This window comes from Mycobacterium sp. (assembly GCF_965230835.1).
Taxonomy (GTDB): domain Bacteria; phylum Actinomycetota; class Actinomycetes; order Mycobacteriales; family Mycobacteriaceae; genus Mycobacterium.
In genome coordinates this window covers 4,454,155-4,480,296 of sequence record NZ_CBDDLW010000002.1, presented here as the reverse complement: position 1 = coordinate 4,480,296, position 26,142 = coordinate 4,454,155, and the positions used below count along the sequence as shown (strand labels likewise).

Annotated in this window: 19 protein-coding genes; 7 read left to right on the top strand and 12 right to left on the bottom strand. The window is 60.5% G+C overall.

All coding sequences use genetic code 11. The features are described from left to right. Nucleotides 1-21: 21 nt before the first annotated feature. From ACO07W_RS20465 to ACO07W_RS20455, 3 genes are read right to left on the bottom strand one after another with little or no spacing between them, the layout of a single operon-like run. A complete protein-coding gene (locus tag ACO07W_RS20465) occupies nucleotides 22-1,311 on the bottom strand; it encodes a D-arabinono-1,4-lactone oxidase (RefSeq protein WP_421845431.1) in 1,290 nt (429 codons plus the stop codon). Continuing rightward, nucleotides 1,308-2,513: a M28 family metallopeptidase gene (locus ACO07W_RS20460; RefSeq protein ID WP_421845430.1), complete on the bottom strand. Its 1,206-nt coding sequence runs from the start codon at nucleotides 2,511-2,513 to the stop codon at nucleotides 1,308-1,310. Before ACO07W_RS20460 ends, ACO07W_RS20465 begins: the two co-directional genes overlap by 4 nt. Nucleotides 2,514-2,562: 49 nt before the next feature. After that, complete coding sequence (locus ACO07W_RS20455) at nucleotides 2,563-3,807, bottom strand: amino acid deaminase/aldolase (protein WP_421845429.1); 1,245 nt, start codon at nucleotides 3,805-3,807, stop codon at nucleotides 2,563-2,565. A gap of 492 nt (nucleotides 3,808-4,299) precedes the next feature. Here ACO07W_RS20455 and ACO07W_RS20450 point away from each other — a divergent pair. After that, nucleotides 4,300-5,528 (top strand): IS3 family transposase gene (locus ACO07W_RS20450; protein ID WP_421840068.1). Its coding sequence is split into 2 segments (ribosomal slippage): nucleotides 4,300-4,615 and nucleotides 4,615-5,528, totalling 1,230 coding nucleotides; the frame shifts between segments, so codons are not numbered across the junction. 28 nt (nucleotides 5,529-5,556) lie between these two features. On the opposite strand, the gene ACO07W_RS20445 is transcribed toward ACO07W_RS20450, so the two are convergent. The 6 genes from ACO07W_RS20445 to ACO07W_RS20420 form a co-directional block, all read right to left on the bottom strand. After that, nucleotides 5,557-6,012: a hypothetical protein gene (locus ACO07W_RS20445; RefSeq protein WP_421845428.1), complete on the bottom strand. Its 456-nt coding sequence runs from the start codon at nucleotides 6,010-6,012 to the stop codon at nucleotides 5,557-5,559. A 630-nt stretch (nucleotides 6,013-6,642) separates the two neighbouring features. Beyond that, nucleotides 6,643-7,434, bottom strand: coding sequence for an IS21-like element helper ATPase IstB (gene istB / locus ACO07W_RS20440; protein ID WP_421839995.1), 792 nt, complete (start codon nucleotides 7,432-7,434; stop codon nucleotides 6,643-6,645). Further along, on the bottom strand, nucleotides 7,434-8,669 hold the full coding sequence (gene istA, locus ACO07W_RS20435) for an IS21 family transposase (RefSeq protein WP_421839994.1): 1,236 nt from the start codon (nucleotides 8,667-8,669) through the stop codon (nucleotides 7,434-7,436). The genes istB and istA overlap by 1 nt, the downstream gene beginning before the upstream one ends. Before the next feature lie 121 nt (nucleotides 8,670-8,790). After that, nucleotides 8,791-9,741, bottom strand: a complete 951-nt coding sequence (pyrB, locus tag ACO07W_RS20430) for an aspartate carbamoyltransferase (RefSeq protein ID WP_421845427.1) — start codon at nucleotides 9,739-9,741, stop codon at nucleotides 8,791-8,793. A 138-nt stretch (nucleotides 9,742-9,879) separates the two neighbouring features. Next, on the bottom strand, nucleotides 9,880-11,157 hold the full coding sequence (locus ACO07W_RS20425) for an IS256 family transposase (RefSeq protein ID WP_421846139.1): 1,278 nt from the start codon (nucleotides 11,155-11,157) through the stop codon (nucleotides 9,880-9,882). Between the two features lie 341 nt (nucleotides 11,158-11,498). Further along, on the bottom strand, nucleotides 11,499-12,773 hold the full coding sequence (locus tag ACO07W_RS20420; protein ID WP_421840071.1) for an IS256 family transposase: 1,275 nt from the start codon (nucleotides 12,771-12,773) through the stop codon (nucleotides 11,499-11,501). A gap of 978 nt (nucleotides 12,774-13,751) precedes the next feature. On the opposite strand from ACO07W_RS20420, the gene sbnA reads away from it, so the two are divergent. The 3 genes from sbnA to sbnB are packed head-to-tail and all read left to right on the top strand — an operon-like array spanning nucleotide 13,752 to nucleotide 17,126. After that, nucleotides 13,752-14,870, top strand: coding sequence for a 2,3-diaminopropionate biosynthesis protein SbnA (sbnA, locus tag ACO07W_RS20415; RefSeq protein ID WP_421845426.1), 1,119 nt, complete (start codon nucleotides 13,752-13,754; stop codon nucleotides 14,868-14,870). 7 nt (nucleotides 14,871-14,877) lie between these two features. Then, entirely contained in the window at nucleotides 14,878-16,089 is a 1,212-nt protein-coding gene (locus ACO07W_RS20410; RefSeq protein WP_421845425.1) for a threonine synthase, read from the top strand. Further along, nucleotides 16,086-17,126 (top strand): 2,3-diaminopropionate biosynthesis protein SbnB, encoded by a 1,041-nt coding sequence (sbnB, locus tag ACO07W_RS20405; protein ID WP_421845424.1) that lies wholly within the window; start codon nucleotides 16,086-16,088, stop codon nucleotides 17,124-17,126. The genes ACO07W_RS20410 and sbnB overlap by 4 nt, the downstream gene beginning before the upstream one ends. A gap of 38 nt (nucleotides 17,127-17,164) precedes the next feature. Here sbnB and ACO07W_RS20400 read toward each other — a convergent pair whose 3' ends face one another. Continuing rightward, nucleotides 17,165-17,845, bottom strand: a complete 681-nt coding sequence (locus tag ACO07W_RS20400) for a YczE/YyaS/YitT family protein (RefSeq protein WP_421845423.1) — start codon at nucleotides 17,843-17,845, stop codon at nucleotides 17,165-17,167. Between the two features lie 484 nt (nucleotides 17,846-18,329). Between ACO07W_RS20400 and ACO07W_RS20395 the strand changes: the two genes are divergently transcribed. After that, on the top strand, nucleotides 18,330-19,223 hold the full coding sequence (locus ACO07W_RS20395; protein WP_421845422.1) for an SMP-30/gluconolactonase/LRE family protein: 894 nt from the start codon (nucleotides 18,330-18,332) through the stop codon (nucleotides 19,221-19,223). A gap of 27 nt (nucleotides 19,224-19,250) precedes the next feature. Here the strand turns inward: ACO07W_RS20395 and ACO07W_RS20390 are convergent, their stop codons facing one another. Both ACO07W_RS20390 and ACO07W_RS20385 read right to left on the bottom strand, forming a co-directional pair. Next, nucleotides 19,251-22,061: an RND family transporter gene (locus ACO07W_RS20390; RefSeq protein WP_421845421.1), complete on the bottom strand. Its 2,811-nt coding sequence runs from the start codon at nucleotides 22,059-22,061 to the stop codon at nucleotides 19,251-19,253. Nucleotides 22,062-22,322: 261 nt separating this feature from the next. Beyond that, nucleotides 22,323-23,399: a sulfite oxidase gene (locus ACO07W_RS20385; RefSeq protein ID WP_421845420.1), complete on the bottom strand. Its 1,077-nt coding sequence runs from the start codon at nucleotides 23,397-23,399 to the stop codon at nucleotides 22,323-22,325. Nucleotides 23,400-23,528: 129 nt separating this feature from the next. Here ACO07W_RS20385 and ACO07W_RS20380 point away from each other — a divergent pair, with 129 nt between their 5' ends. Further along, nucleotides 23,529-24,803: an IS256 family transposase gene (locus ACO07W_RS20380; RefSeq protein WP_421840071.1), complete on the top strand. Its 1,275-nt coding sequence runs from the start codon at nucleotides 23,529-23,531 to the stop codon at nucleotides 24,801-24,803. A 267-nt stretch (nucleotides 24,804-25,070) separates the two neighbouring features. Next, entirely contained in the window at nucleotides 25,071-26,015 is a 945-nt protein-coding gene (locus tag ACO07W_RS20375; protein WP_421845419.1) for a LysR family transcriptional regulator, read from the top strand. Nucleotides 26,016-26,142 lie beyond the last annotated feature (127 nt).

Genomic DNA, 26,142 nt, shown 5'->3' with positions numbered 1-26,142 from the left:
TCGCGAATGACGCCCGCGATATCAGCTGCCCAGTACCCGCTGCGTGTAGTCGTTGAGAAAGACCCGCTGAGGATCGAGGCGGTTGCGAACTGCGGCAAAGCGGTCCCACTCTGGATAGAGTTCACGAAGTGTCGCGGCGGTCTGGTAATGGCGTTTACCCCAATGCGGCCGGCCCGCATACTCGGTCATGATCTCCTCGACCGCACGGAAGTAGGTTTCGAACTCCATGCCGCTGTACTGGTGAACGGCGATGTAGCAGGTGTCTCGCCCGTGGGCAGTAGACAAGAAGGCGTCGTCGGCAGCGGAGAACCGCACTTCGATAGGAAACATGACAGGAAGGTTGCGACGTCGAACCACGTCGATGACGCGCTGAAGCGCCTCGGGCCCGTGTGTTCGCGGGATGGCGTACTCCATCTCGGTGAACTTCACCTTGCGTTGGGTGGCAAAGACTTTGTAGGCGCGGTCTACGACGGTCGAGGACGACATTAGGTTCGTCATGAGGCGGTTCAGTCGCGGTGCTGTCGCCGGGAAGCGACGGCCGGCCTGGCAGATCAGGTTCAATCCCCCATTCTCGATGTTCTCAGAGATCATCCGCTTGCGTCCTGCCGTGGATTTGGGCTCCTGATCGCTGCGGCGCATGGTTCGTGTCAACGCGGTGTTGGCGTGGGGGAAGATGAAAAACTCGAAATGGTCGTTTCCATTGACGAATTCGTCCAGTCGCTCAAGGGTTTCGGCCAGGGAGCGCTTCCGGTCAGTGCGATGCAGCGTGTACAACGGCACTGCCTTGAGAGTGACCTGGGAAATAACCCCGAGTGCGCCCAGCGACACTCGTGCAGCCAGATAATCGTCGTCGCTGGACAAGCTGACCACGTCGCCGCTAGCGGTGACCAAACGCAGCGAGACGATGCACGCCGATACATTCTGGAAGCGCGCTCCAGTGCCGTGTGTCGCCGTCGCTGTTGCGCCGGTAATTGATTGCGGATCCACGTCGCCTTGGTTTTCCAAGCCAAGTCCGAGCCGAGCCAGCTGGGGGCCCAGCGTCCGCAGTTTCGCCCCGCCCTCGATCGTCACCAGACCGGTCGCGGGGCTTTCGGTCTTGATAACGCGCTGCAGGCCGGTCATGTCGATCATGACTCCGTCTGTGCAGGCGATGTCAGTGAACGAATGCCCGCTGCCGACCGCACGCACGCGCTGGCCTCGTTGTGCTGCCTGTGCAACCAGGTCGACCAATTCGGCTTCTGACATCGGCCGCGCGATCACCGAAGGTGCACATATCTGATCACCGGGCCAGTTGGTCCACGTAGGGCTCATCGCCCCAGCTCGCGAATGACGGACTCGGCGACGGTGACCGCGTGCATCACCGTCTCATAGATAAGGTTCTCGGGGGTGTCGGACATCTGGTGGTAGTTCGACAGTGCCTTGTGCCGGTCGATGGATGAAAAGCATGCGGTTGGGTACCCGGCCCGGCTCATCAGGACGGCGTCTGTGCTGTTGCGTGACCGCATGCCACGCCGCAACGGTGCGTCGGCGCGCTCCGCGACACGCGCGACCAGGTCGCGGAAGGGGCGATGGTAGTAGTCCTCCATGACAGTCGTGCCTTCGCCTTCCAACATGATGAGTTCAGGTGAGCCGACGGTGTCGAAATTCAAAAAGTACGTGCTGTCGCGGTCGAGTTCGTGCTTGTGGCGTGCCATAAAGCCGTAGATGCCGCCTTGCAGCTGCTCCTCGGCGCCAAGCGATACCAACAGCACCCGCACCCCCGCTACTGGCCGTGCGCGCAGCCGCTCGGCGAGGGCGACAATCAGGGCGACGGCCGAGAGATTGTCGTTAGCCCCAGGGACAATGGGGCTGCGAGCAATATCGGAGAACACGGCTGCCGCGATCGCACTCATAGCGGCTCCAGCGATCATGATCTTGCGGTTGCCGCGTATTGCGCCTATTCCGGCAAGTGTGGGCGCCAAGATTGTCGGCCACCAGTTCGGCAGCGAGGTATCTATGCGCTCGACGATCCCTGGGAATCGGGCGATTATGCGGTCCTGAAGATCGGACTCGAAGAACTTTCCGCTGTGCGCTGCGTCGTGGTGAGCGCACACCACAATCGTGTGCTGGCCGGAAAGATCGCCGGCCTCAGCCACGACATTCCATGTCTTGCTGGGATTTTGCAATGTTCTACGCGCAATGCGCACCCCATTCGAACAGTCGTCGGCAATCGCCAGTCCCGCGCCCAGCCCGGCCAACGCGGCCGGTCCTCGCAAGCGCCGGCTGGCCAGGCCCGCGACCGCCGCCCCGACACCGACCGCCGACAGCTTGGCGTGCAGCCGCGGGTAGCCGCCATAGAATGGTTCTTCTTCGACACGCGCATTCTGTGCTCCCGACGCGCGCAACCGCTCGACGATCCAGTCGGCGGCCTCTTTCTCGCCCGGCGCGCCGGCGGCACGCTCGATCGGTGCGAGCCTCTCGACAACCTCGCGCATAGTGGTCAGCTCGGTTGGTAGTGCAGTGATCGCTCTCATAGCAGCTCCTTTTTGCGCAGCCCGCCTCGAAGATGGGCCAATCTCCGCATTACAGAAACGTGCGTCCCTCGCCCCGGTATGTCGGCACGCTATCGACGATTTCTGCGCCGCGCACCAAATGCAGGCGCTCGAACCGCTCACACAACTCGCCGGCCTTGGTGTGGCGGAAGTAAACCTTGTCGCCAACGCGAAGCCGCCAGGCCGCGTCACCGTATAGAGGCGTTTGGACCTCCCCGGTGCCCTCCACCGGATCGAGGGTGAGTCCGCTGGGCAGATAGGGAGTCGGCATACGGTCTTTGCCGCCGACACCGCTGGCCAAATACCCACCTCCGAGCGCGGTTACAGTCTTGGGGTCCGGCCGGCGCGAAATCGGCAGTGCGAACATCGCCGCAGGCTGCAGTGTGAAAGTTGAATACGAGTCAAACAGGGTCGGTGCATAGAAGCCAGAGCCAGCGGTTGCCTCGGTGATTGCTGGTTCCTGCGCAACCAGATGCACGTCGCCCGTGCCGCCGGCGTTAATGATCTCAAGGTCAGCGACCTCGCGCACCAGCTCAACTGCACGGGCGCGGCGATCGCGCAACTCCGCGATGGAGCGACGTTGCATCCAACGCACGGCAACGTTCTGGGCGTGTTTGCCCGCGACATTGTCTCCGAAGCCAGCGATGTGGCCCTCATACGACATCAACGCCACCAGTTTCAGGGCGGGCCGTCGCGCGATCTCGACCGCGAAGGCGCGAGCCTGTTCCGGTGTGTGCAGCGGCGACCGCTTGGGCCCGATCTTCACACGGCCACCGGCGCGCCAATAGCCGGCGTCGAGGTCCAAGCAGAGCCGCACCGGTTCGCGGGTGGCGGCCTCAATCAAGTCAAGGTGCTCGACACTGTCTACCATGACGATTGGTGCTCCCGAGGCGTCCTCCGCGGTGAGCTGGCCCAAGTCGTGCAGTGCCCTACGGTCAGTTGTTGGATAGGCGAGTAGCAGGTTGGAAAAGCCCTGACCGGCAAGCCACAACGTCTCCGGCAGGGTGAACGTCATCAGTCCGTTGAACCGCTGGTGGGCGTCGAGGATCTGCCGCTGTAACTGGCGACAACGTATCGACTTCGATGCCACCCGAATCGGTTTGGTGCCGGCTCGCGCGAGCATCTGATCAGCATTGCCCCACATCGCGTCCAGGTCGACGAATGCGAACGGCGCATCGAGGTCAGCGAACGCCTGCTCGTAGCGTTCTAGCCGACCAACAAGGTCCATTCTGGCTGGCCTGTCCGAACGTCGCTCGTGAGTGGCCGCCTCGTGCACGCCGCCACCTTACTGAAGATAGTGACGGTGCACCGACTCTTTGGCGTGTCGCAACGCGCTTGATGCAGGCGAAATGGGCCGCGACGTCAATCCACCGATACCGCCGGTCCTGCCGGATCTATGCTGCAGGTCGTCAACCACGCGCGGTGCCAGTGGCATCTAGGTCTTTATTATCATTGGGATGATCGCTGATTGATGAGAAAAATATTTACAGGACTCTGGCGGGTTTACCCTGAATATGACAAAACCTTTTATGTCGTTCTCCGGCACTCCGGCGCCAATAAGATGAGGAATTTGAGTTTCTTCAAATACCGCTTCCCAGGACGGGTGACGCGTCCTCAAGACGCCAGTTGAATTCAGATTGCAGTAGCATATGATACCCCCGGGTTTCAGTAGTCGATATGCGTTGCTAATAAAGCGGGGGCTTGACCCCTTGGGTTGGACACGCTGAATCCCAGGATGTTCCTGGGGGAAGCGAGATGATCCACCCCTATGGCAAGGAAAAGTTACCCTGATGAGTTCAAGCGGGATGCGGTTGCGTTGTATCGGGATACCGCTGGTGCGACGATCAGCATGATCGCTGCTGAGCTTGGCTTGAGCGACCCAACGTTATCGGCGTGGTGCAAGGCCCACGGTGTGCCGATTCGGCACCGTAAACCCGGTTCGGTTGCCGTAGGGGCCCCGGGTGGCGAGACCCCCGAACAAGCGGTGGCACGGCTCCATGCTGAGAACCAGGCGTTGCGTGCCGAGAAGACCCGGCTGGCCACCGAGCGGGACATTTTGCGGTCGGCGGCCAAGTATTTCGCTGGGGAGACGAACTGGTGAGTCGCTTTCAGTTCGTTGCCGATCACCGACACGCCTTCGAGGTGAAGCGGCTATGCCAGGTCGTCGAGATCGCTCGATCATCGTTTTACACCTGGTGTCAGGCAGCAGCCACGCGGGCAGCTCAAACCGCTGCTGATGCGGTGTTGGCCGAGCGTATTCGCGCAATACATGATCAGGACAACACCTATGGGTGCCCGCGGATCACCGCTGAACTCAACGACGGTGTTGCTGATACTGAGCGGGTCAACCACAAGCGAGTAGCCCGAGTCATGCGCGTAGCGGGGATCGCTGGGTATCGGTGCCGCCGCCGTGTCCGCACAACCAGACCAGATAAAACCACACAGAAATATCCTGACCTGCTTAAACGAGATTTCACCGCTTCTGAATCCAACAAGAGATACGTTGGGGACATCACGTACTTGCCGCTGGCTAGCGGCGCTAACCTGTATCTGGCCACCGTCATCGACTGCTGGTCTCGGCGGATCACTGGGTGGGCGATCGCAGAGCATATGCGCACCGAACTGGTCGAAGATGCCCTCAAGGCCGCCGAGGCGCTACGGGGCAGTCTGGGTGGTGCGGTATTCCACAGTGACCACGGACGCCAGTACACGTCACAGGATTTCGCGAAACTGTGTACCCGGTTGGGGGTCACCCAGTCCATGGGCGCTATCGGATCGAGCGCCGACAACGCCCTGGCTGAATCGGTCAACGCCGCCCTCAAACGCGAGGTCCTCCAAGACCGACACAGCTGGGACGACGCCCCCACCTGCCGACGCGAGGTCTTTCGCTGGCTGGCCCGCTACAACACCACACGACGCCACTCCTACTGCAACCAGCTCAGCCCCGCCACCTACGAGAGGACCCACCTATCCGCTACGCTGCCCCAAGCCGCCTAACCACAAATCCCGTGTCCAACCCAAGGGGTCAAGCCCCGCGGAACTGATGCGTGTGCAGTTTATCGGGGCGCATCGGATAAGTATCATAAAATATACCATCAAAAGATTCAGGTGGCAGCGTCTTGACCACTTCCTCGGCCATGCCTAAGATAGGTGTTACCTTGTTTTTCGCTCTTATCTTGAATTCTTCGAGACGCTGAAATACGTGTTCATTGTGTTCAATAATAACGTGCTCCGTCGGCGCGAAATATTGAATGGCTCCCGCCGATATTCCCATTCCGAAGCCGGCCTCTAGAATCCTCCCACCGTTCCGGGTTACTATAGAAGCAAACATATTCATATAAGGAGTTTGCCAGCGTTCCATGACCGGTGTATTTTCTATGATGAGTTCTTCGCTGGTAAAGGTTGCGGACTCCCCCCGCCACCCATCTGGATTTTTAGCCAGAAGTCCATCAACTTCACTTGTAAGGTCATTGTTTTTCATAACCCGCTCCTCCATGTATTTCGTCGGCAAACGTTTGAATTAGAGGGTGGTTGGAACGAGCGAATTTAGTGGTGCCCGCTTTGTCATACCGACGCGGTGTGCTCGACACTTTGATCCGCGGTACGGCGGTCATGTCGGCCTTCGGTTGCCCTCCAAGAGCTTTCACCATCAGCTTGTGTCTTTGATGTCCGCGACGAAGTGTACGGAGTCGGTGATTGGCCTATTCGCGTGAGCACTGTCGGCGAACCGCCGTTTGATATCGGGCTGAGTTCGCCAGGCTGTTACAGCGCACAGATGCTCGCTGCTTAGCGTTCCCGCACTATCATGTGCGGCACTTGCCTCTTCTCGTCCAGTCCAATTTTCGGGACGCGGCATGCGGGAATGCTAGCAACATCTGAGCCCGAGGGAAACGGCTGATTATGCCTCGGCTCGCCTGCTGTAAAGTTGTATTTGCCCAGGAAGGGAAGCTTCCCAATTCTCATGCCCAAAGTGGGATTCTCCCGCCGCCTAATGCCCGGCAACGTACAACAGAGTTCGCGTGGGGCGGTGCGCCGCCGTCCGGTGAGCCAGGTGTCAACGGCAAGTGAAAACTGATCAGGTTTCGGCAATCGAAAATTGACCAGCTTGGTTTCATTGGTCCTCGGCTGTGGTGGTGTGGCCGAGGTCTCGGTCTTTGATGCGGTAGCTGTCTCCTTTGAGGGCGATGACTTCGGCGTGATGGACGAGTCGGTCGATCATGGCGGCGGCGACTACGTCGTCGCCGAACACTTCGCCCCACCGCCCGAAGGGCTTATTCGAGGTGACGATGAGACTGGCCCGTTCGTAACGCGACGACACGAGTTGGAAGAACAGATTGGCGGCTTCGGGTTCAAACGGGATGTAGCCGACTTCATCGACAACCAGCAGGGGGTAGCGGGCCAGCCGCGCCAATTCGGCTTGCAGGGTGCTGTTGTGATGGGCGCGAGCAAGACGATCAACCCATTGCGAAGCGGTCGCGAACGCAACGCGGTGACCTGCTTGACAAGCGCGCATCGCAATCCCGATCGCCAGGTGGGTCTTGCCGGTCCCTGGTGGGCCGAGGAACACCACGTTGTCTTTAGCGGTGACGAAGTCCAGGGTGCCCAGATGGGCGATGATGTCGCGTTTGAGACCGCGGGCATGATCGAAGTCGAACTCTTCCAACGATTTACGTGATGGGAAGCGGGCAGCGCGGATGCGCCCTTCGCCGCCGTGAGATTCCCGAGCCGACACCTCACGCTGCAGACACGCCGCGAGGAATTCTTCATAGCTCCACGCTTCGGTTCGGGCGCGCTCAGCGAGACGTTCGATGGCCTCACGCAGCGTCGGGGCTTTCAACACCCGGGTCAGATACGCCAGCTCGGCGGTGACATCACGGCTGCTGGTCGCGGTCTTGGCAGCCATCACGCCACCGGCCCGTCAAGGCCCAACAAGGCGTCGTAATCAGCGAGACGGCGTTGTTCGACCTCCACGTGATGCGGTGGACCAACAACCTCGAGCCGTTTGCGCCGCAGCAGTTTCGCGGCCTGGACATGTTCGGGATCGCTGATCGTTTGATGTTTGGCCCAGATCCGGTCGTGGTCGGCGACCAGCGTGCCGTCACACCAGACCCGCACCCGGTTTAGATCTGCGATGATCTCGATACGGCGGCCGATCGCGGCCGGATGCACCGAGTAATCGTTGCTGTCGAGGCGCACGTAATGATCGCGAGGCAACCGCGTTGAGCGTCGCCATCCGATGCTGGGCCCAACCGGCGGCAATGCCAGCATCGCTGCGGTATCGGCGGCGATGCGATCTGCTGGCCGGCATCCCAGCACCCGATGCTGGCGGTGGTTGGCCCCCACCAGCCAGGCCTGCAACTGGATGTTGAAATCGGCTGGGGAGCCAAACACCCGCCCCGGCAAAAACGCCCGCTCCAAATAGTCATGGAACCGTTCAACCAGACCCTTGGCCTCAGGATCAGCGGGTTTACAGATCCCTACCGTGGTGGCCAAGGTCCCGCGGAAAGCCTGACATGCCGGGGTCAACTCTGGTCGGCGTGCCCGCCACCGCCCGACCGCGCCCTCACCATCCCACACCAACACCCGTGGAACCGCACCCAACGTCGAAAGATGCTGCCACCAACCGGCATACAAGTCTTCGGCAGCGCGTGTCGGAATCAACAGCGCCGAAGCCCACCGTGAATACCCACACACCATGGTCAACACCGGTAACGTCGCCGCCCTACGAACCTGGCCATACCCCACCGGCACCACAACATCGGGAAACCAGAAGTCACACTGCCCGACCTCACCGGCCACATACGTCGTCCGTGACACCGGATCCGGCGCCAAATACAGTGGCCGTAACTCACGCACCCGCCCACTCAGTGTGCGGATCGAATACGACCAACCGATCCGCTCAGCAATCACCGTCGCCGGCATCCGCGGATAGGCCGCCAACAACTCCCGAATCCGCGGCTCGGCCTCATCAGCAACAGAACCCCTCACCGCACGCCGATACTTCGGCGGCCCATCAGAAGCCAACGCCGACTTCACCGTATTCCGCGAAATACCCATCACCCGCGCAATCTCGGCAATCGGCAACTGCTCCGACCGGCGCAACCGGCGAATCTCAGCCCAATCCTCCACGTTCAACACCTGCCTCCTCCTTGACACATAGCCAAGGCACTCTAGGAAGCTGGTCAATTTTCAATTGCCGCCCACTGGTCAGTATTCAGTTGCCGCCGACACCAGGCCGCGCGGCGGTCGCAAGAGCGTTTTATCGAGCGCCCAAAACTAGCGCCAACAGCGCCATTCGCAGGACAACACCATTGAACGCCTCGGTCCAGTAGCGGGCATGGCGCGTCGAATCGACGTCAGTGGATAGCTCGTCCATCCGTGGAAGTGAGTGCAACACAATGGCGTCGGACTTACCCCTATCGCGGAGCAACTCCCGTGTCACTCGATATGCCTTTGGCGTGGCCCCTTTGTTGGTCGTTACTGCTTCGTGCGGCTTGGTGTAGTCGGCTTGGACCACTGGTTCCATGTAGATGACGTCGGCTTTGCCGATGACCGACTCGACGGACTCCGCTTCCTGGTAGCGCACGTCGCGCCGCTCGATATCGGCTGTGAACTCTTCGGTCAACGACATGTCCGGTGGCGAGACGACGATGGCCTCCGAGTCGAATTGGGACAGCGAATAGAGCATCGAATGCATCGTGCGCATTCGCATGTCGCCCACGCATAGGATTGTCAAGCCATCTAGGGTGCCTTTTTCACTCAGAATCGTGTAGAGGTCGGTCAACACCTGGGTTGGGTGTTCGCCCCAGCCGTCGCCGCAATTGATCACCGGGACTGAGGCCCACGTGGCCGCTTCGTGGGGTACGCCCTGCTCAAAATGCCGCATCGCGATCACGTCGCCGTAGTACTCCAGCATTTTGACTGTGTCCTTGATCGATTCCTGGTAGAAGTCGCCTGCGCGGGTCGTCCTGGCATCCGAAAAGCCCAGCACATGGCCGCCCAGCCGATGCATCGCCGCTTCGGTCGCCAGGCGCGTGCGTGTGCTGGGCTGGTAGAAGGCGGTTAGCAGCGTCTTATTCTTTAGTAGCTCTGTGTTTTGGCGGTCTCGTGCGTAAGGCTCTAGCTCTTTCGCCACGCTGAAGACGTGGGAAAACTCGTCGCGTACGAAGTCCTTCAAAGACAAAATGTCTCGTCCGATGAAATTGTTCATCCAGACGCTCCTTCGGAATTGGTTGAGGTTGTCACGCGTTGTATGAGTGTTCTCACGGTGGTGACCTTGGGTCTGCCCACTGAGGTGGCGTCTTAGGACTGGTGTAAAAACGCTGGGCGCATGTTCCTGGTGGTCATGTTACGCGGCGGTGGTGGTGTCGGTCGTGGTTGTTGTGGTGGGGGGATGCAGTGGGCGGGGTGGCTCGAGCAGTTGGTGGCGTAGTTCTTGGAGGTGGCGGCTGGTCGCTGATGTTTGGGTGACTCCGCGCCAGCCGCGGCTGGCGCGGTCGAGGACGGCCCATACCAGCGACAGACAGCTGGTTTCGCCGGGTAGGCGGCCGATGACCTTGACCCGGCGACGGGATTCTCCGAAGGTGCGTTCGATGAGGTTGGAATGGCGGATGCGTGTCCAGTGTTGGCGGGGGAAGCGCAAATGCACGCTCAGCGAGGCGAAGTCGTTGGCCAGGCAAGCGACCGCGGCTGGGTAGAGCCCGCGGTATGTGGTGGTGAACTCCTCGGCGCGGCGGGTGGCTTCATCCACGGCCTGCTGGCCGGGTGGCTGGTCAATGTCATCGAAGATCGACCAGAACGCGGCTTTGATCTCGTCCTGGACCGCGACAGGTGTCTTGGCGATGACGTTACGGCAGCGATGGATCAGACACCGCTGACGCAGGCTTGCCGGAAACGTGGTCTCCCATGCGGCGATCAGGCCCGGCGCCCCGTCGGAGATGCCCAGTAGCGGCGGGCGTAGTCCCCGGTTCCTCAGGTCAGCCAAGAAGTCGGCCCACGCATCAGCCGACTCCGCTGCGGCTGGGGCCAGCCCAATAAACAGGGGCTTGCCGTCGGTGCAGATGCCCCAGGCGGCCAGCACCGGCTCGGCCGGGGCGTTGGGATGCATCCGAAAGTTCGAGGCATCCAAGAACAGGTAGTCCAACACCAGCTCATCAAGGCGTCGAGACGACCACGCAGCGAACTCGTCTTTGATGGCCGCACAAATCCGGCTCACCGTCGAGCGCGACAACGCCGCCTGCGAGCCCAGCACCTCGGCCAACGCGGCCTCGATGTCGCGATCCGACAAACCGCGCACCCATCCCGAAATCACCAACGCCTCCAGAGCGTGGGTGCGCGTCACCCCGGCACCGAATAGCCGCGAACAGAACCGCTCGTCGGTGTCGCGTAGTTTCGGGCGGCATAATTCGACCGAGCCCATCGTGGTCTTCACCGTCGCCGGCGGTTGATACCCATTGCGGTACCCGCCCGGGCCGTCCTGAACCCGACGCTGGTGACGGGCTCGGCCCAACACTGCTTCTACCTCGGCCTCCACGGCGACCTGAAACACCAGACGCACCGATAACCGCCCGACCTCCTCCAAAATCTCGGTCAACGGCCGCTCGGTCGCGGCGAACAACTGATCCATCTCAACACGCACACGCTCAATCGGCGATACTCGCTTGGTCACGGGCGTAGCCCCTCCTTCATAGCTTTCGTCGGTTGCGACGGAACCTACGCCCGTGACCATTTACACCAGCGATGAGACGCGACCCCCACTGATGGGCGGATGGTCTGTGGGTTAGCGCCGCGGCCGGTGATCTTGATCAGCACATTGCTGAGCCTGCGTGAAGTTGGCTCAGCGGCGTTAGATCGTTCGCAGCTGACCGCGGCATCACATGCCAGCGGCGACTGCTCGCGGCCGTTCACTGGCCGGTGGCGTCTTAGGACTGGTGTAAAAACGCTGGGCGCATGTTCCTGGTGGTCATGTTACGCGGCGGTGGTGTCGGTCGTGGTTGTTGTGGTGGGGGGATGCAGTGGGCGGGGTGGCTCGAGCAGTTGGTGGCGTAGTTCTTGGAGGTGGCGGCTGGTCGCTGATGTTTGGGTGACTCCGCGCCAGCCGCGGCTGGCGCGGTCGAGGACGGCCCATACCAGCGACAGACAGCTGGTTTCGCCGGGTAGGCGGCCGATGACCTTGACCCGGCGACGGGATTCTCCGAAGGTGCGTTCGATGAGGTTGGAATGGCGGATGCGTGTCCAGTGTTGGCGGGGGAAGCGCAAATGCACGCTCAGCGAGGCGAAGTCGTTGGCCAGGCAAGCGACCGCGGCTGGGTAGAGCCCGCGGTATGTGGTGGTGAACTCCTCGGCGCGGCGGGTGGCTTCATCCACGGCCTGCTGGCCGGGTGGCTGGTCAATGTCATCGAAGATCGACCAGAACGCGGCTTTGATCTCGTCCTGGACCGCGACAGGTGTCTTGGCGATGACGTTACGGCAGCGATGGATCAGACACCGCTGACGCAGGCTTGCCGGAAACGTGGTCTCCCATGCGGCGATCAGGCCCGGCGCCCCGTCGGAGATGCCCAGTAGCGGCGGGCGTAGTCCCCGGTTCCTCAGGTCAGCCAAGAAGTCGGCCCACGCATCAGCCGACTCCGCTGCGGCTGGGGCCAGCCCAATAAACAGGGGCTTGCCGTCGGTGCAGATGCCCCAGGCGGCCAGCACCGGCTCGGCCGGGGCGTTGGGATGCATCCGAAAGTTCGAGGCATCCAAGAACAGGTAGTCCAACACCAGCTCATCAAGGCGTCGAGACGACCACGCAGCGAACTCGTCTTTGATGGCCGCACAAATCCGGCTCACCGTCGAGCGCGACAACGCCGCCTGCGAGCCCAGCACCTCGGCCAACGCGGCCTCGATGTCGCGATCCGACAAACCGCGCACCCATCCCGAAATCACCAACGCCTCCAGAGCGTGGGTGCGCGTCACCCCGGCACCGAATAGCCGCGAACAGAACCGCTCGTCGGTGTCGCGTAGTTTCGGGCGGCATAATTCGACCGAGCCCATCGTGGTCTTCACCGTCGCCGGCGGTTGATACCCATTGCGGTACCCGCCCGGGCCGTCCTGAACCCGACGCTGGTGACGGGCTCGGCCCAACACTGCTTCTACCTCGGCCTCCACGGCGACCTGAAACACCAGACGCACCGATAACCGCCCGACCTCCTCCAAAATCTCGGTCAACGGCCGCTCGGTCGCGGCGAACAACTGATCCATCTCAACACGCACACGCTCAATCGGCGATACTCGCTTGGTCACGGGCGTAGCCCCTCCTTCATAGCTTTCGTCGGTTGCGACGGAACCTACGCCCGTGACCATTTACACCAGCGATGAGACGCGACCCACTGGCCGGGCAGCATCGGCAGCAGTTGCCAGGCGGGCCGGCTTCGCGGTCCCATTCCCGTTACACCCTCATTAGTCGGTGATGAGTCTCTGGTGCCGAGTAGTTGCGAACCACGTCATTCACGAACCGTACTTGCTGCTAGCCGCCGAGGACGCACATTTTCGTTTTGCTATACCGCACGATCCATCAACGGCTCGGAATCGGGTTGTCGGCACAGGTCGCGACGGACAATGCGAGGCAATGATGTTCGACGCGACAATCCTTTACAGGTGAGAAGAGTAAGCTCGACTGGCGCGGATAGCTGGCACATCCAGCGGCGACATAGTGTCCGCGGTTGAGGTATGTCGGATATTGCAGCACTGGTGGTGCAGCGATCTCATCATTGTCAGATAATCAATGATGAGCGTTCCTTCATGAGCTCACGGTGATCTGCTGGGCACAGATTAGGGTGAATTGGCCCGCTGGTTCTCGAATGATCCTATGATCGTGGTGGAGTTTCTCGACGGCCTCGGCGGTGAAGTTATCGATGGGTAGCAGAGTTCTGGTTCGTATATGGGATTTTGGCAATCCGTGAACAGTATCCAGAGGGTATCGGTACGGCGCTGGGCGCCAAGACGGTGCTGGTCGTAAATGTGACTCTGAAAGGTCTTACGGGACGATGATTCCAGAAAGAGTGGCGATCTGTGGTCCAAGTCATATCTCCGGGGTTGAAATGTCGGGTGGGGAATGTAAGCGCCTTCGCGATAGCCGCCATATGCCCGGCGCGTACCGAGATATTTTTTGCGCAGCTCTGCTTCGGGAGAATCTGATATCGCCGCAACCCTCCGAACCGATTCAGGGTTTCAAATCTAATGATCTCGGTAGGTGTGATTCTCGGAAAATTGCTATTGCGGGCACGGCAATATTTGAATCATGGAACCTGGCAAAAGAAAGTCAGCTGTCAGATGCTCATTGAAGATGATTGTGACTTTACCGAGCGGACATCACCGACGCTGGGTGGAATTATTAGCGCCGTTGGAAATACGCCGGCAATCCGTCTCGCGCGACTGGACGAGACCACGCCCGCATCAATTTATGCAAAGCTAGAGTTTCTAAACCCGGGCGGTAGCATGAAGGACAGGTCGGCAATCAATATGATACGTAGGGCCATGGCATCTAATGAACTTGCGCCCGGTGGCGTGGTGATCGAGTCATCGTCGGGAAATATGGGTATTGGACTGGCTCAAGCGTGCAGATACCTTGGTTTGCGTTTCATTTGCGTCATTGACCCAGGGACTACGTATGAGAATCGACGGTTGCTCGAAACCTATGGCGTCGAGCTTTCAATTGTTACCGAGCCGCACAAAAAGACAGGTCAATACCTTGACGCTCGGCTCGAACGCGTCCGGAAACTCCAGGAAGAAACTCCCGGGGCGTACCATCCCGACCAGTACACCAACGAAGGTAATGCGGAAGCGCATTTCCAAACAACTGCGCCCGAATTTTTCGCCCAGATGCCGCCACCTGATGTGATCCTTCTGGCTGTCAGTACTTGCGGTACGCTAGCCGGATTCAACCATTACATTAAGATGTGCGGACACGAGACACGGCTGATTGCCGTAGATGCCCATGGCAGTAGCCTTTTTGGAGGTCCGCCCGGACCTCGTCATACTCCGGGGCTGGGGTCGTCGCGGAGGGCTTTGCAGGTTGATCCGGACCAGGTTGAGGTAATGTGCGTAGACGACACAGACTGCGTTATCGGCTGCCAAATGCTGCTAGACCGGGAGGCGATATTAGCGGGCGGTTCTTCGGGCGGGCTGGCTGTGGCTGCTTTGCGTCTGGCCGGCCAGATCCCCGAGCATAGCCGCATTGCGTTGCTCCTGGCCGATCGCGGAGAGCGGTACCTCAATACTATTTACTCGCCAGAGTGGGTTTGTCGTCATTGTCCGCAACTCGATAATCGAAAAAAAGAAATACTAACCTCAAAATGAGGCCATTATGGAAACACCGGCGCCGACGAATCTAGAGTGTTTCAATTGCGGCAATCAACATCCTTTTTCTCTAACGATCTACGTCTGCTCGATTTGTCGTGGAAAGCTATTTGTAAACTACGACTACAAAAATGCTAGAGCAGCGCTGGAAAGTACGCTTGCCTCGGATGTGGCACTTAAATCGCTCTGGCGCTACGTGGCGTTATTGCCGGTAAATGGCGAACAAGCTGTGTTGCAGCGTGTTGGTGGCACGCCGCTTTATGAAGTTAAAACAAGTTCACCCGTAGCATTGCTGTTCAAGGATGATACGGTGAACCCGAGTGGTTCCATCAAAGATCGTGCGAATGCGGTAGCCATTTCTTGTGCGCTAGCCGCTGCGCGAAATGGCATTGCTGTGGCGTCAACAGGTAATGCGGCCGTCTCGCTCGCCTGTCTTGGTGCCGCTACCCCGTTGAGTGTAAGAGTCTATGTGCCGCAGGATCTACCCGCTGAGAATCTGATCCGAATGCGCATGTATGGCGCCGATGTTCGTGTCGTCGAAGGAAATTATGATGAAGCCTATCGCGAATGCATGGTGGCCTGCGAAGAAGATCTATCAATCCAGAACCGGAATACGGCGCACAATCCATTTACACGTGAAGGTAAAAAGACCTGTGCATTTGAAATATGGGAGGAAATGAACCGGCGGGTACCGGAGTGGGTTATCGTACCGGTTGGCGATGGAAACGTGTTGAGTGGCATTTGGAAAGGGTTTCATGAGCTTCAGCGTATGGGCCTGGCCGCAAGAGTGCCGCGCTTAGTCGCTGCCCAGCATGTGCAGAGCAATGTGATTTCTCGGTGTTTTTTATCGGGCGAGGATCCTCGTCGATGGCGGCCGGCATCAAGAATGGCGGGAGGAATCGCGTCTAGCTTGAGAGTCCAGGAACCCGCGGACCTAACCGGTGCAGTGTTTGCGCTCAAGAAGTCGGCTGGACTGGCGGTGACGGTAGACGATGTTGCCATACTTCACGCAATGTCTATGCTCGCAGATGCATACGGATTATTCGTCGAACCGGCGGCTGCGGCTTCTTATGCAAGTTTTCTGCAGCTAGCTGCCCGCGGTGTTTTTGCCCATGGTGAGCGCGTTGTTTGTTTGCTAACCGGAAGTGGGCTTAACTCCCCTCAAGCAGCCAGAACTGCGTTCGAGCATGCTAATGGAACTGGCGGAAGAAGATCATGATAGAGGATGGGTTGATCGTCGTCGGGGGTGAAGATGTGCGGACGTTACTAAACGGGCGCGAGAAAACCCTGGTCGATCGCATCAGGAACGCCTACAAGGCTCACGAGGTCGGCAACAGCAGCATGCCTCATTCATCTTTTCTGCGTTTCCCGAGTAATGATCATGACCGAATCATCGCGCTTCCGGCCTGGTTGGGGGACGATCAGCGCGGTAATGCCGGCATTAAATGGATAGCATCGTTCCCGGGTAATGTTAAGCATGGCCGTGACCGTGCATCGGCAATAATGGTTATGAATTCAATGGAGACCGGACAGCCGGTCGCAGTGCTAGAAGCATCCACCATTAGTGCCAAGCGGACGGCGGCAGGCGCGGCGCTCGCGGCCGAGCTGATTCATAGCGATCCCGCCATTGCCAGTGTCGGCTTGATGGGCTGCGGAGTTATTAACTTCGAAATCGCACGTTTCTTGTTGGCAGTGTTCGAGCAGGTCGAACGATTTGTGATTCATGATACTGCGCCAGCGGTTTTGGATCGTTTTGCGGCAAAGCTGCGGAAGACCTTCCCTCAAGTGAAGAAAGTTGAGTCTGCCGGCTCTGTAGAAGCGTTTCTTGGTAGCGCGCCGTTGCTCTCGCTGGCAACCAATGCCGGTTCGCCTCACATTTCGAGTGTCTCAAGTTGCGCAGCCGGAACGACTGTTTTGCATATCTCGTTACGTGATATTGCCGCCGCGGCCATGCTTGAAGCCGATCATGTGGTAGACGACGTTGAGCACGTGTGTCGCGAACGCACATCAATTCACCTCGCCTCGCAACTAGCGGGTGGGGATACGTCTTTTATTCGCGCGACTATTGGGGAGGTCCTGTTGGGTAGTAAGCCGCCTCGACGCGATCGAAATGACGTTGTTGTTTACAGTCCTTTTGGCCTCGGCATCCTCGATGTAGCGTTGGCCTCGTTTGTTATTGACCAGGCTGTGGAAAATGGTGCTGGGTGTTTTATTGAGAATTTCATTCCGGTTCCGTGGCGCCGGCGTGAAGATTAAGTCGCGGTGTATGGCAGTTGGGTAGCCAGTGTCCTAGTTCACGCGCGCGGGCTTGCGCTAGCGGTGCTTTTCATGTTCAAACCACAGGACTCGGCGACAGATCCCCAGCCGCTGTCAGCGAGCAGGCGTTGGGGTGTGATGCGCAAGGTGAGCTGTACCAGGGGGCCGATGCAGATCGCGTAGACGACGGTGCCCACGCCTACCGTGCCGCCCAACAGCCAGCCAGTGCCCAACACTGTTACTTCGATCGCTGTACGCACTAATCGCACAGATATGCCCGTGCGAACAACGAGTCCGGTCATCAGGCCATCTCGCGGCCCGGTTCCGAGGCCCGCGCCGATATACAACACGGTGCTGATGGCATTGAGTAGCACCGCTGTCAGCATCAGCGCGACCCGAACCGGTAGTGCCGAGGGTGTTGGCAGCAGTGCTAGCCCAACATCGACAGTGACTGCGATGACGATGACATTAGCCACCGTTCCGACGCCGAGGCGGTTACGTAGCGGAATCCAGGCCAACAGCACCGCGGCGCTGACCAGGCCCGATGCCAGCCCGATTGTCATGCCGGTATGGTGCGCGAGACTCTGATGGAAAACGTCCCACGGGCCGAGCCCTAGGCCGGCGCGCACCATCAGCGCGACCGAAAATCCGTAGCCCACCAGACCTGTCCCTAGCGCAATACCGCGTATCGCGGCCCTAGGTAGACGCTCTGCGCTCACATCGCCCGTCCTGCGGATAGCTCTGGATTGTGATCAACGGTCGGCTACTGGATGGCAAGCGCATATTGTTGCCACCGGGTGCGCTCGATGTGAGCTTGTCAGCTCGCGAACTCAGTAATCGCCGTACTTCTGACGTTGGCCGTGCAGCCTAGCAGAGCAGACCCGGGAATGACAGACGGCCCGAAACTCGGCCATCCGCCGGCTTCGCGCGGCGTTTGGTGCGGAGAGCGCGGGCGCATCCGACCTGGTGGCTGGCCACACGTGACCAGGCGGTTTGCGTCGCCTAGGGACCTGATCGGCGTCAGCCTAACCGGAACAATACTGCGGTAATGAACGGCCACCTGGTCGGCGATTTTTCCCTGCAGCCGATCACAGGGTGGAGGGCGCGGGAGTCTGGCCGCACGGCTGGCCTAACCGAAGCTTCAAACGCTGGGAGAGATCAGGGCCCCTCGGTCGCGCGTTCGGCAGCTAGAGTGGGCCAACCGTGAGCGATAATCGTTGGCAAGTCGCCCTCGACAACATGAAGTTCCTCGAGTGCCCCCGGTGGCACAACGGACGTCTTTATGTGTCGGATTTCTACTTGAACGCCGTGTTCGTCGTCGACGGTGACAGTACAGCGACGAAACTATTCGATGTCCCGAACCGGCCAGGCGGAACCGGCTGGCTTCCAGACGGACGCTTTCTGGTGGTGTCCCAGCTGGATCAACGTGTGCTGCGCAGTGACAACGACGAACTGGTTGTTCATGCTGATCTGGCAGCCATGGCTAATGGCCGCCTGAACGACATGGTGGTCGCAAGGTCGGGTGTGGCTTACGTCGGAAACTTCGGTTATGACTTTGTAGGTGGCGCGCCCTTCGCGCCCGCCGAGATCATTGCGGTGTGGCCCGACGGTCGTGCTGAGGTGGTCTCTGAACCGCTGGGATTTCCTAATGGCAGCGTTGTGACGCCAGATGACAAGACGCTGATCGTGGCGGAGACGCTGAACAATCGGATCAGCGGCTTTGACATTCTGGACGACGGTCGATTGGGCGCGCGACGGACCTGGGCGAGATTCGGTCCGGTCATCGAGGGCACTGACTTCGAAGCCAGGGTTGCCCAAGCGGTGGTGGGCGCTGATGGGATCGCACTGGATTCGCAGATGAATGTCTGGGTGGCCGATGTTTTCCACAACCGCGTGCTTCGTGTGCGTCACGGAGGCGAGATCATTGAAGAGTATTCCACCGACGAAGATGCCCCAACAGCCGTAGCTTTCGGCGGAAGTGAGCGATCGAGGCTGTTCGTGTGTGTCACTCCAAACTTCGATGAACGCGAAGGTATGTTGACCAATCGCAGCCGCCTGTTGTGCAAAGACGTCGCGGCGACCGGGATATGCCCGTAGCCGTTACTTCGAGCGAAGCTGCGGGTTTCAGGCAGCCAAACGTTCCGGTTGCCGCGGCCACCAGAGCCAACGACCCAGCACAACCATTAAGGCCGGCAACAAAAATGCGCGCACGATGACCGCATCCAACAACAGCCCAATGCCGACGGTGGCGCCAATTTGCGCCACACTGAGCACGCTACTTGTGGCAAGTGCCAACATCGCTGTCCCAAGGACGATTCCAGCCGCGGTAACAACCGCGCCCGTTGCGGCGCAGGCGCGGATGATGCTGACGCGCGGCCCGGCGAGCCGCTCTTCGCGGACGCGCAGTGCGAACAGCAGGTTGCAGGCTGAGCCCGCGGCAATGAGCAAAACAAACGCGATCGGTGGCACCGACCAATGCAACGAGTGGCCAAGTACGTGTTGCCACAGCATGACGCTGGCGCCAAGTGCGCAGACGTAGGAAGTCGCGATGGTGCCGAGGACCACAAGCCCGGCCACCGGACTTCTCAGTAGCAGCGCGGCTATCGCCAGGATGACAGCGAGTGTGATGCTAACCAGGGCGGCGAGGTCGCTGCCGACGATATCTTGAAGCTCCCGGGTGGCCGGTCCCACACCCACGAGGTCAATCGCGGTCGGTTTGAGTGTGCCCTTCTCGTTCGTTACCTCATCGACAGCAGCACGTATAGCACCCGCGCGGCGGGCGCCATCGCCACCCCACTCATGCCCGTCGCCGTAAACGATCAGACGCGTCGCGTGTCCGTTGGGCGACACGAAATCGCCCAATACGGTGCGGATCTTCGGATCGGTGAGAATCTGCCGAGCGGCGTAGAGGTCCACGCCGGGTGTGCTTGGGGAGACCGCGACGAGTCGGCGCAAATAGGCTGGAAGCTCTTTTATCGGTGTTGCGCCTTCGCTGTTGAGAACCTCTGTCAATTTCGTTGCCGACGCCCGTACCGGTGGCAGCTGCTGGTCGACATCGTTCAAAGCGCTGGGTATGCCCGAAGCGGATGCTGTGGAGGCGGCTTGCACAATCCCGTTCGCGAGTTTTCCCGCTTTGTTGACCAAATTCACGGAGCTATCAACTACGGCGTCGGACCAATGCACGACCTTCTGGGCGGCGGAGCACACTGGGGTTTGCGGGCACTGAGGTATTGCGCCGACGAAATTCCGCAGCGGTTGAAAGATGTCGAGGACGTCGCTTGTGCGGCTCTGGATTTTGGTTATTGACGTTTGCATGAGACGCACGGCCAGACTTGCCTGGCCAACTCCGTAGCCGCCCTGCTGGGTGGCGGTTTTCAGGAGATCAAGTGCACTGACGACATCCTTGGCCGCGGCTTCGAGATTTGTGAACGCGGCTTCTTGCGAAGTGAGCCGGTCGGAAAATTCGTCCAGCCGATCACCGATGTTCCCCGCCGACTCCTCGGAAGCTGCTTGCTTGGAAACCATTCCGGCGGGGTGACTTGCCGACTGCACCATACGCACGCCGGTAAGTTCCATGATTGCCGCGGTGATTCGTTCGATGGCAGTCAGACCCGCGGGGTTGCGTAGGTCGTGGTCGGTTTCGATGGTTACCACGGTGGGCAGCAGCTGGTTGGGGGGAAAGTGCTTGTCGGCGGCTTGGTAACCGCGGTTGGATTCGGCCCAGGGCGGAGTTGCCGCGGCTTCATCCCAACCAATTGGCACTCCGGGCAGAGCTATCAGCAGAATGAGCACCAATACCCCACCGCCAACCAGAATCGGCTCGGGCCACCGCGCTACGGTGACGCCGATGCGCTGCCACCGGCGCCGCATCCGCTTGCGTTGTAGGGGCTTGATGAGGTTGGCACGGCCGGCCAATGCGATGAGGGCCGGCGTCAACGTCAGTGTGGCGACTCCTACCGTGAGTACGCCGATCGAGCAAAGGATTCCGGTTGTCGCAAACATACTGATCGAAGCCAGACTGAGCCAGCCTAGCGCGCCCAGCGGCGTTACCACGATGAGCGTTGAGCCCACTATCGCCGGCGCCACACCACGGTAGGCGTCGACCAAAGCTTCGACCGGCCCGAAGTTCTGCCGCCGCCGTTCCTGGTAGCGCCCGATCAAGAAGATGGAGAAGCCGGTTCCGGCTCCGACGACCACGGCAATACTTAGCCCCAGCGAGAACAGCGAAACACCGATGACTGCCTGATCGATGAGCACGGTGACCAGCGGTTTAGCCACCGCTAAAGCCAGAATAACGGAGACCAGGGGCACCATCGCCGTGATCGGGGATCGATACACAATCAGCAAGAGGAACAGCAGCGCCACGATGGTCGCTGCGGTGATGAGTTGGGTCTGTCGTTCGACCGCGGCGAACTCATCCATGATGGTGGCGCCGGGGCCGGTAACAAAGACCTGCAACCCGTCTGGGGGTTGTTTTTGTGCCACGATGGCGCGCGCAGCGGTTATCGCTTCAGTCGCGCGTGACGTACCAACCAAGCCCGCGAGTCGGATGGTCGCCGTGACGGCGTGACGGTCCTTGCTCTGCACCACATTGGCCAGGGCCGGGACACCCCACCAGTCCACTACCTCAATGACGTGGCGGGAATCGGCTCGCAGCGTTGGTACGAGGTCGTTGTAGAACGCACGGTCGCGGTCGGTGAGAGCACCGTCTCGCTCCATAATGAGGTATCCGGTGTTGTCGCCGGGTGGTTGCTCGAAGGCGGCTGCCGACCGTTGCACAGCAACCGAAGTGGTGGTGCCGATCGGTGCGAACGGTTGATCCTCGGCGGTGACAAGCTGCTCCAGTCGCGGTGCAAGGCTATTGCCAACGATCGCCGCCAGTGCCCATACGCCGATGACCAATAACGCATATCGGTGCATGAATCGAGCAATCACCGGATGAACTCTCGTCGCGCCGCTGGTCGAGTATCTCGTCGCCGGCCAATACCGTGAATCTGGTGCATCACCTTCGCCTTATCGACATGGCGATGTAACCATCTACCGAGTCAGCTAATTGAACCATCTCCACTGCCAGCACGGCACTGCTTTTGCGAAATGGTCGCCGACGCAGAATCCTTGCCGGGCGTCTAGCCATGGAAGGCGATCTGGGTGCAACTGCGGGAGGTGCGGCTGGCTGATGCGACGGGTCCGACGAGACTATCGAACGCTGGATGCGATACGAGCCCAGGCGTTATTGCCGTATCCGCGTGGGTTCCACAGGGAAGCAACTGATTCGGGCTGCAGGGCGCCGGTGTCGTCCCACGCGCGCGCGCTGATATTCAATGGCCCGGGTGCAACCTCGACGGTTAGCGACCACGGCCGCCACGACCATCGACTCCGTGCGGGATGCAGGTCGGCTTGCTGCCAGGTCAGCCCGTCATCGAGAGACACGTCGATGCGCTCGACACGGTGGCCGTCGCCGGCGATCCCATAGCCCCAGATGGTCAGCTCGCCGCTCGCGACTTGGTCGCCGTCGGTCGGATACAAAATGTCGCAATTGAGCGCAATCGTGGATAGCGAGATGCCCTCGCCCGGTGCAACGGTGTCCGCGTCGGCCCCCGGGGGCAAGATGCGGTAGTCATAGGCCTGGAAGTAGTTGGTTGCCGGTCGGTTTTGCACGGTGATGGCGGTGACCCATTTGACGCTGCGGGCCCCGACGTATCCGGGTACCACCACCCGAACCGGACCGCCGTGGGCCCGCGGCAGGGGTTCGGAGTTCATCTGCCATGCCAGCAGCACCTCCTGCGACATGGCCTTTACCAGCGGGATCGAACCGCCGTACGCCTGTACGGGACGCGCCTCCTGGGCCACATCAGGAGCCTCGAAGGCGACATGCAGCGCTTCGTCGCGATCTTGGTGGCAAACGACGCCGGCGGCTTCGAGAATGTCCGCCAGACGCACACCGCGCCACTCCGCAGTGGAGATCGCGCCATGTGCCCATGGGTCCTTGCCCGGGATGGGTCGCACGCGCAAGAGCTCGACACGTCGATTGCCGGCACACGCTAGCGTCGCTGTCACGCTGTATTGGTCGAATTCGGTAGTTAGCTGCTGGTAGGTCAAAGTCAGCGGCCTATCCACCAATCCGTTGACGGTCAGTTGCCACCGCTCAGGTGCGATATCGGGGATCGGGCCGTGATTACGAACGTAGAAAGCGTCGGTTGGGGTGATATCGGCTCTGGCGAGGACCGCGGCCGGCGGTTCAGCGTTGTAAGGCTCGCTCCCCCGTACAACCATGTCGGTCGCGTCTCATCGCTGGTGTAAATGGTCACGGGCGTAGGTTCCGTCGCAACCGACGAAAGCTATGAAGGAGGGGCTACGCCCGTGACCAAGCGAGTATCGCCGATTGAGCGTGTGCGTGTTGAGATGGATCAGTTGTTCGCCGCGACCGAGCGGCCGTTGACCGAGATTTTGGAGGAGGTCGGGCGGTTATCGGTGCGTCTGGTGTTTCAGGTCGCCGTGGAGGCCGAGGTAGAAGCAGTGTTGGGCCGAGCCCGTCACCAGCGTCGGGTTCAGGACGGCCCGGGCGGGTACCGCAATGGGTATCAACCGCCGGCGACGGTGAAGACCACGATGGGCTCGGTCGAATTATGCCGCCCGAAACTACGCGACACCGACGAGCGGTTCTGTTCGCGGCTATTCGGTGCCGGGGTGACGCGCACCCACGCTCTGGAGGCGTTGGTGATTTCGGGATGGGTGCGCGGTTTGTCGGATCGCGACATCGAGGCCGCGTTGGCCGAGGTGCTGGGCTCGCAGGCGGCGTTGTCGCGCTCGACGGTGAGCCGGATTTGTGCGGCCATCAAAGACGAGTTCGCTGCGTGGTCGTCTCGACGCCTTGATGAGCTGGTGTTGGACTACCTGTTCTTGGATGCCTCGAACTTTCGGATGCATCCCAACGCCCCGGCCGAGCCGGTGCTGGCCGCCTGGGGCATCTGCACCGACGGCAAGCCCCTGTTTATTGGGCTGGCCCCAGCCGCAGCGGAGTCGGCTGATGCGTGGGCCGACTTCTTGGCTGACCTGAGGAACCGGGGACTACGCCCGCCGCTACTGGGCATCTCCGACGGGGCGCCGGGCCTGATCGCCGCATGGGAGACCACGTTTCCGGCAAGCCTGCGTCAGCGGTGTCTGATCCATCGCTGCCGTAACGTCATCGCCAAGACACCTGTCGCGGTCCAGGACGAGATCAAAGCCGCGTTCTGGTCGATCTTCGATGACATTGACCAGCCACCCGGCCAGCAGGCCGTGGATGAAGCCACCCGCCGCGCCGAGGAGTTCACCACCACATACCGCGGGCTCTACCCAGCCGCGGTCGCTTGCCTGGCCAACGACTTCGCCTCGCTGAGCGTGCATTTGCGCTTCCCCCGCCAACACTGGACACGCATCCGCCATTCCAACCTCATCGAACGCACCTTCGGAGAATCCCGTCGCCGGGTCAAGGTCATCGGCCGCCTACCCGGCGAAACCAGCTGTCTGTCGCTGGTATGGGCCGTCCTCGACCGCGCCAGCCGCGGCTGGCGCGGAGTCACCCAAACATCAGCGACCAGCCGCCACCTCCAAGAACTACGCCACCAACTGCTCGAGCCACCCCGCCCACTGCATCCCCCCACCACAACAACCACGACCGACACCACCGCCGCGTAACATGACCACCAGGAACATGCGCCCAGCGTTTTTACACCAGTCCTAAGACGCCACCACCATGTCTTCACGCTTGCCCCACATCAGAGCGGTATCTGGCATACCCATCGCTGTCACCTTCTCCCTCTCGGTTTAAGTGGCGATACTCCACATGGTTCCCCATCCGAATGTGCCCGACTAGATGGCTCAATCTTGTGGACTCACAAGTAACTCTTGTGGCTGGCCGTAACAGGGCAACGTCCACTTGTATGCTTTCGGCGGAGGAACGCCATGCCACCCCTTAGCGCCCACCTGCCCGAACTGTCCGCGTTCGAAATTTTCTTGGCAATAGCCCGAACCGGAAGTCTCGGCGCCGCAAGCCGCGAGTTCGGACTAAGTCAACAGGCGGTGTCAGCGCGCCTGGCTTCGATCGAGGCGCAGACCGGTGTGAGCCTCGTCGTCCGCACTCCACGGGGATCGCAATTGACACCTGCCGGTGTCGTGGTTGCTGAGTGGGCGGATCGGCTGCTCGATGTCGCCCGATACGTGGATGCTGGGCTGGCTTCGCTGCGAGCGGAGAAACGCAAGCGTGTTCGGGTGGTTGCGAGTCTGACCATCGCCGAACAACTCATGCCCCGCTGGCTGGTATCGCTGCAGGTAGCGGCTAGTCGCGGCGGCGCTTCAGCGCCCGAGGCCATCATGACGGCAACAAACAGCGACCAAGCAATCACCGCGGTGCGCGACGGATCCGCGGACCTTGGATTTGTCGAAACGCCTTATATACCAATGGGGTTACGTAGTCGTGTCGTTGCTCATGATGAACTCGTGCTCGTCGTCCCCGCTGACCACAAGTGGGCGCGTCGCCAGCGGTCGGTCCCGGCGGCAGAGTTGTGTCAAACTCCGCTGGTCAGCCGGGAATCAGGTTCGGGGACGCGCGACTCACTGACCGCGGCATTACGTCAAGCCTTAGGAGATTCGGCGCCGCAAACCGACCCGGTACTCGAATTATCTTCTGCTGCAGCGGTTCGCGCCGCTGTGGTAGCAGGCGCGGGTCCTGCGGTGATGAGCCGACTGGCGGTGGCTGATGACCTCGCCATCGGACGCCTGCACATCGTGACAGTCTCAGATCTTGACCTCAGCCGAGACCTGCGGGCCATCTGGGTCGGTGGGCCGGATCCGGCTGCGGGAGCGGCCCGCGATCTACTCGCGCACATCACAAGCCAAGGCATCTGGTAGTCGGCGCGCCCCTGCGGTTGGCTGGGTGTGTTTTGGCCGCGCCTCGTTATCTGTGACGACCGGCGGTGTGCTTGGCGCTTTGGCTCACCCCGGCGACCTGTGGGGCGAGTGGCCCGCGCCGGGGACT

Bases quoted from the DNA above. Each gene is read 5' to 3' on its own strand.
- ACO07W_RS20465 (WP_421845431.1), bottom strand. From the start codon at position 1,311: ATGAGCCCTACGTGGACCAACTGGCCCGGTGATCAGATATGTGCACCT.
- ACO07W_RS20460 (WP_421845430.1), bottom strand. From the start codon at position 2,513: ATGAGAGCGATCACTGCACTACCAACCGAGCTGACCACTATGCGCGAG.
- ACO07W_RS20445 (WP_421845428.1), bottom strand. From the start codon at position 6,012: ATGAAAAACAATGACCTTACAAGTGAAGTTGATGGACTTCTGGCTAAA.
- istB (WP_421839995.1), bottom strand. From the start codon at position 7,434: ATGGCTGCCAAGACCGCGACCAGCAGCCGTGATGTCACCGCCGAGCTG.
- pyrB (WP_421845427.1), bottom strand. From the start codon at position 9,741: ATGAACAATTTCATCGGACGAGACATTTTGTCTTTGAAGGACTTCGTA.
- ACO07W_RS20425 (WP_421846139.1), bottom strand. From the start codon at position 11,157: ATGGATCAGTTGTTCGCCGCGACCGAGCGGCCGTTGACCGAGATTTTG.
- ACO07W_RS20420 (WP_421840071.1), bottom strand. From the start codon at position 12,773: ATGGATCAGTTGTTCGCCGCGACCGAGCGGCCGTTGACCGAGATTTTG.
- sbnA (WP_421845426.1), top strand. From the start codon at position 13,752: ATGATCTCGGTAGGTGTGATTCTCGGAAAATTGCTATTGCGGGCACGG.
- ACO07W_RS20410 (WP_421845425.1), top strand. From the start codon at position 14,878: ATGGAAACACCGGCGCCGACGAATCTAGAGTGTTTCAATTGCGGCAAT.
- sbnB (WP_421845424.1), top strand. From the start codon at position 16,086: ATGATAGAGGATGGGTTGATCGTCGTCGGGGGTGAAGATGTGCGGACG.
- ACO07W_RS20385 (WP_421845420.1), bottom strand. From the start codon at position 23,399: ATGGTTGTACGGGGGAGCGAGCCTTACAACGCTGAACCGCCGGCCGCG.
- ACO07W_RS20380 (WP_421840071.1), top strand. From the start codon at position 23,529: ATGGATCAGTTGTTCGCCGCGACCGAGCGGCCGTTGACCGAGATTTTG.
- ACO07W_RS20375 (WP_421845419.1), top strand. From the start codon at position 25,071: ATGCCACCCCTTAGCGCCCACCTGCCCGAACTGTCCGCGTTCGAAATT.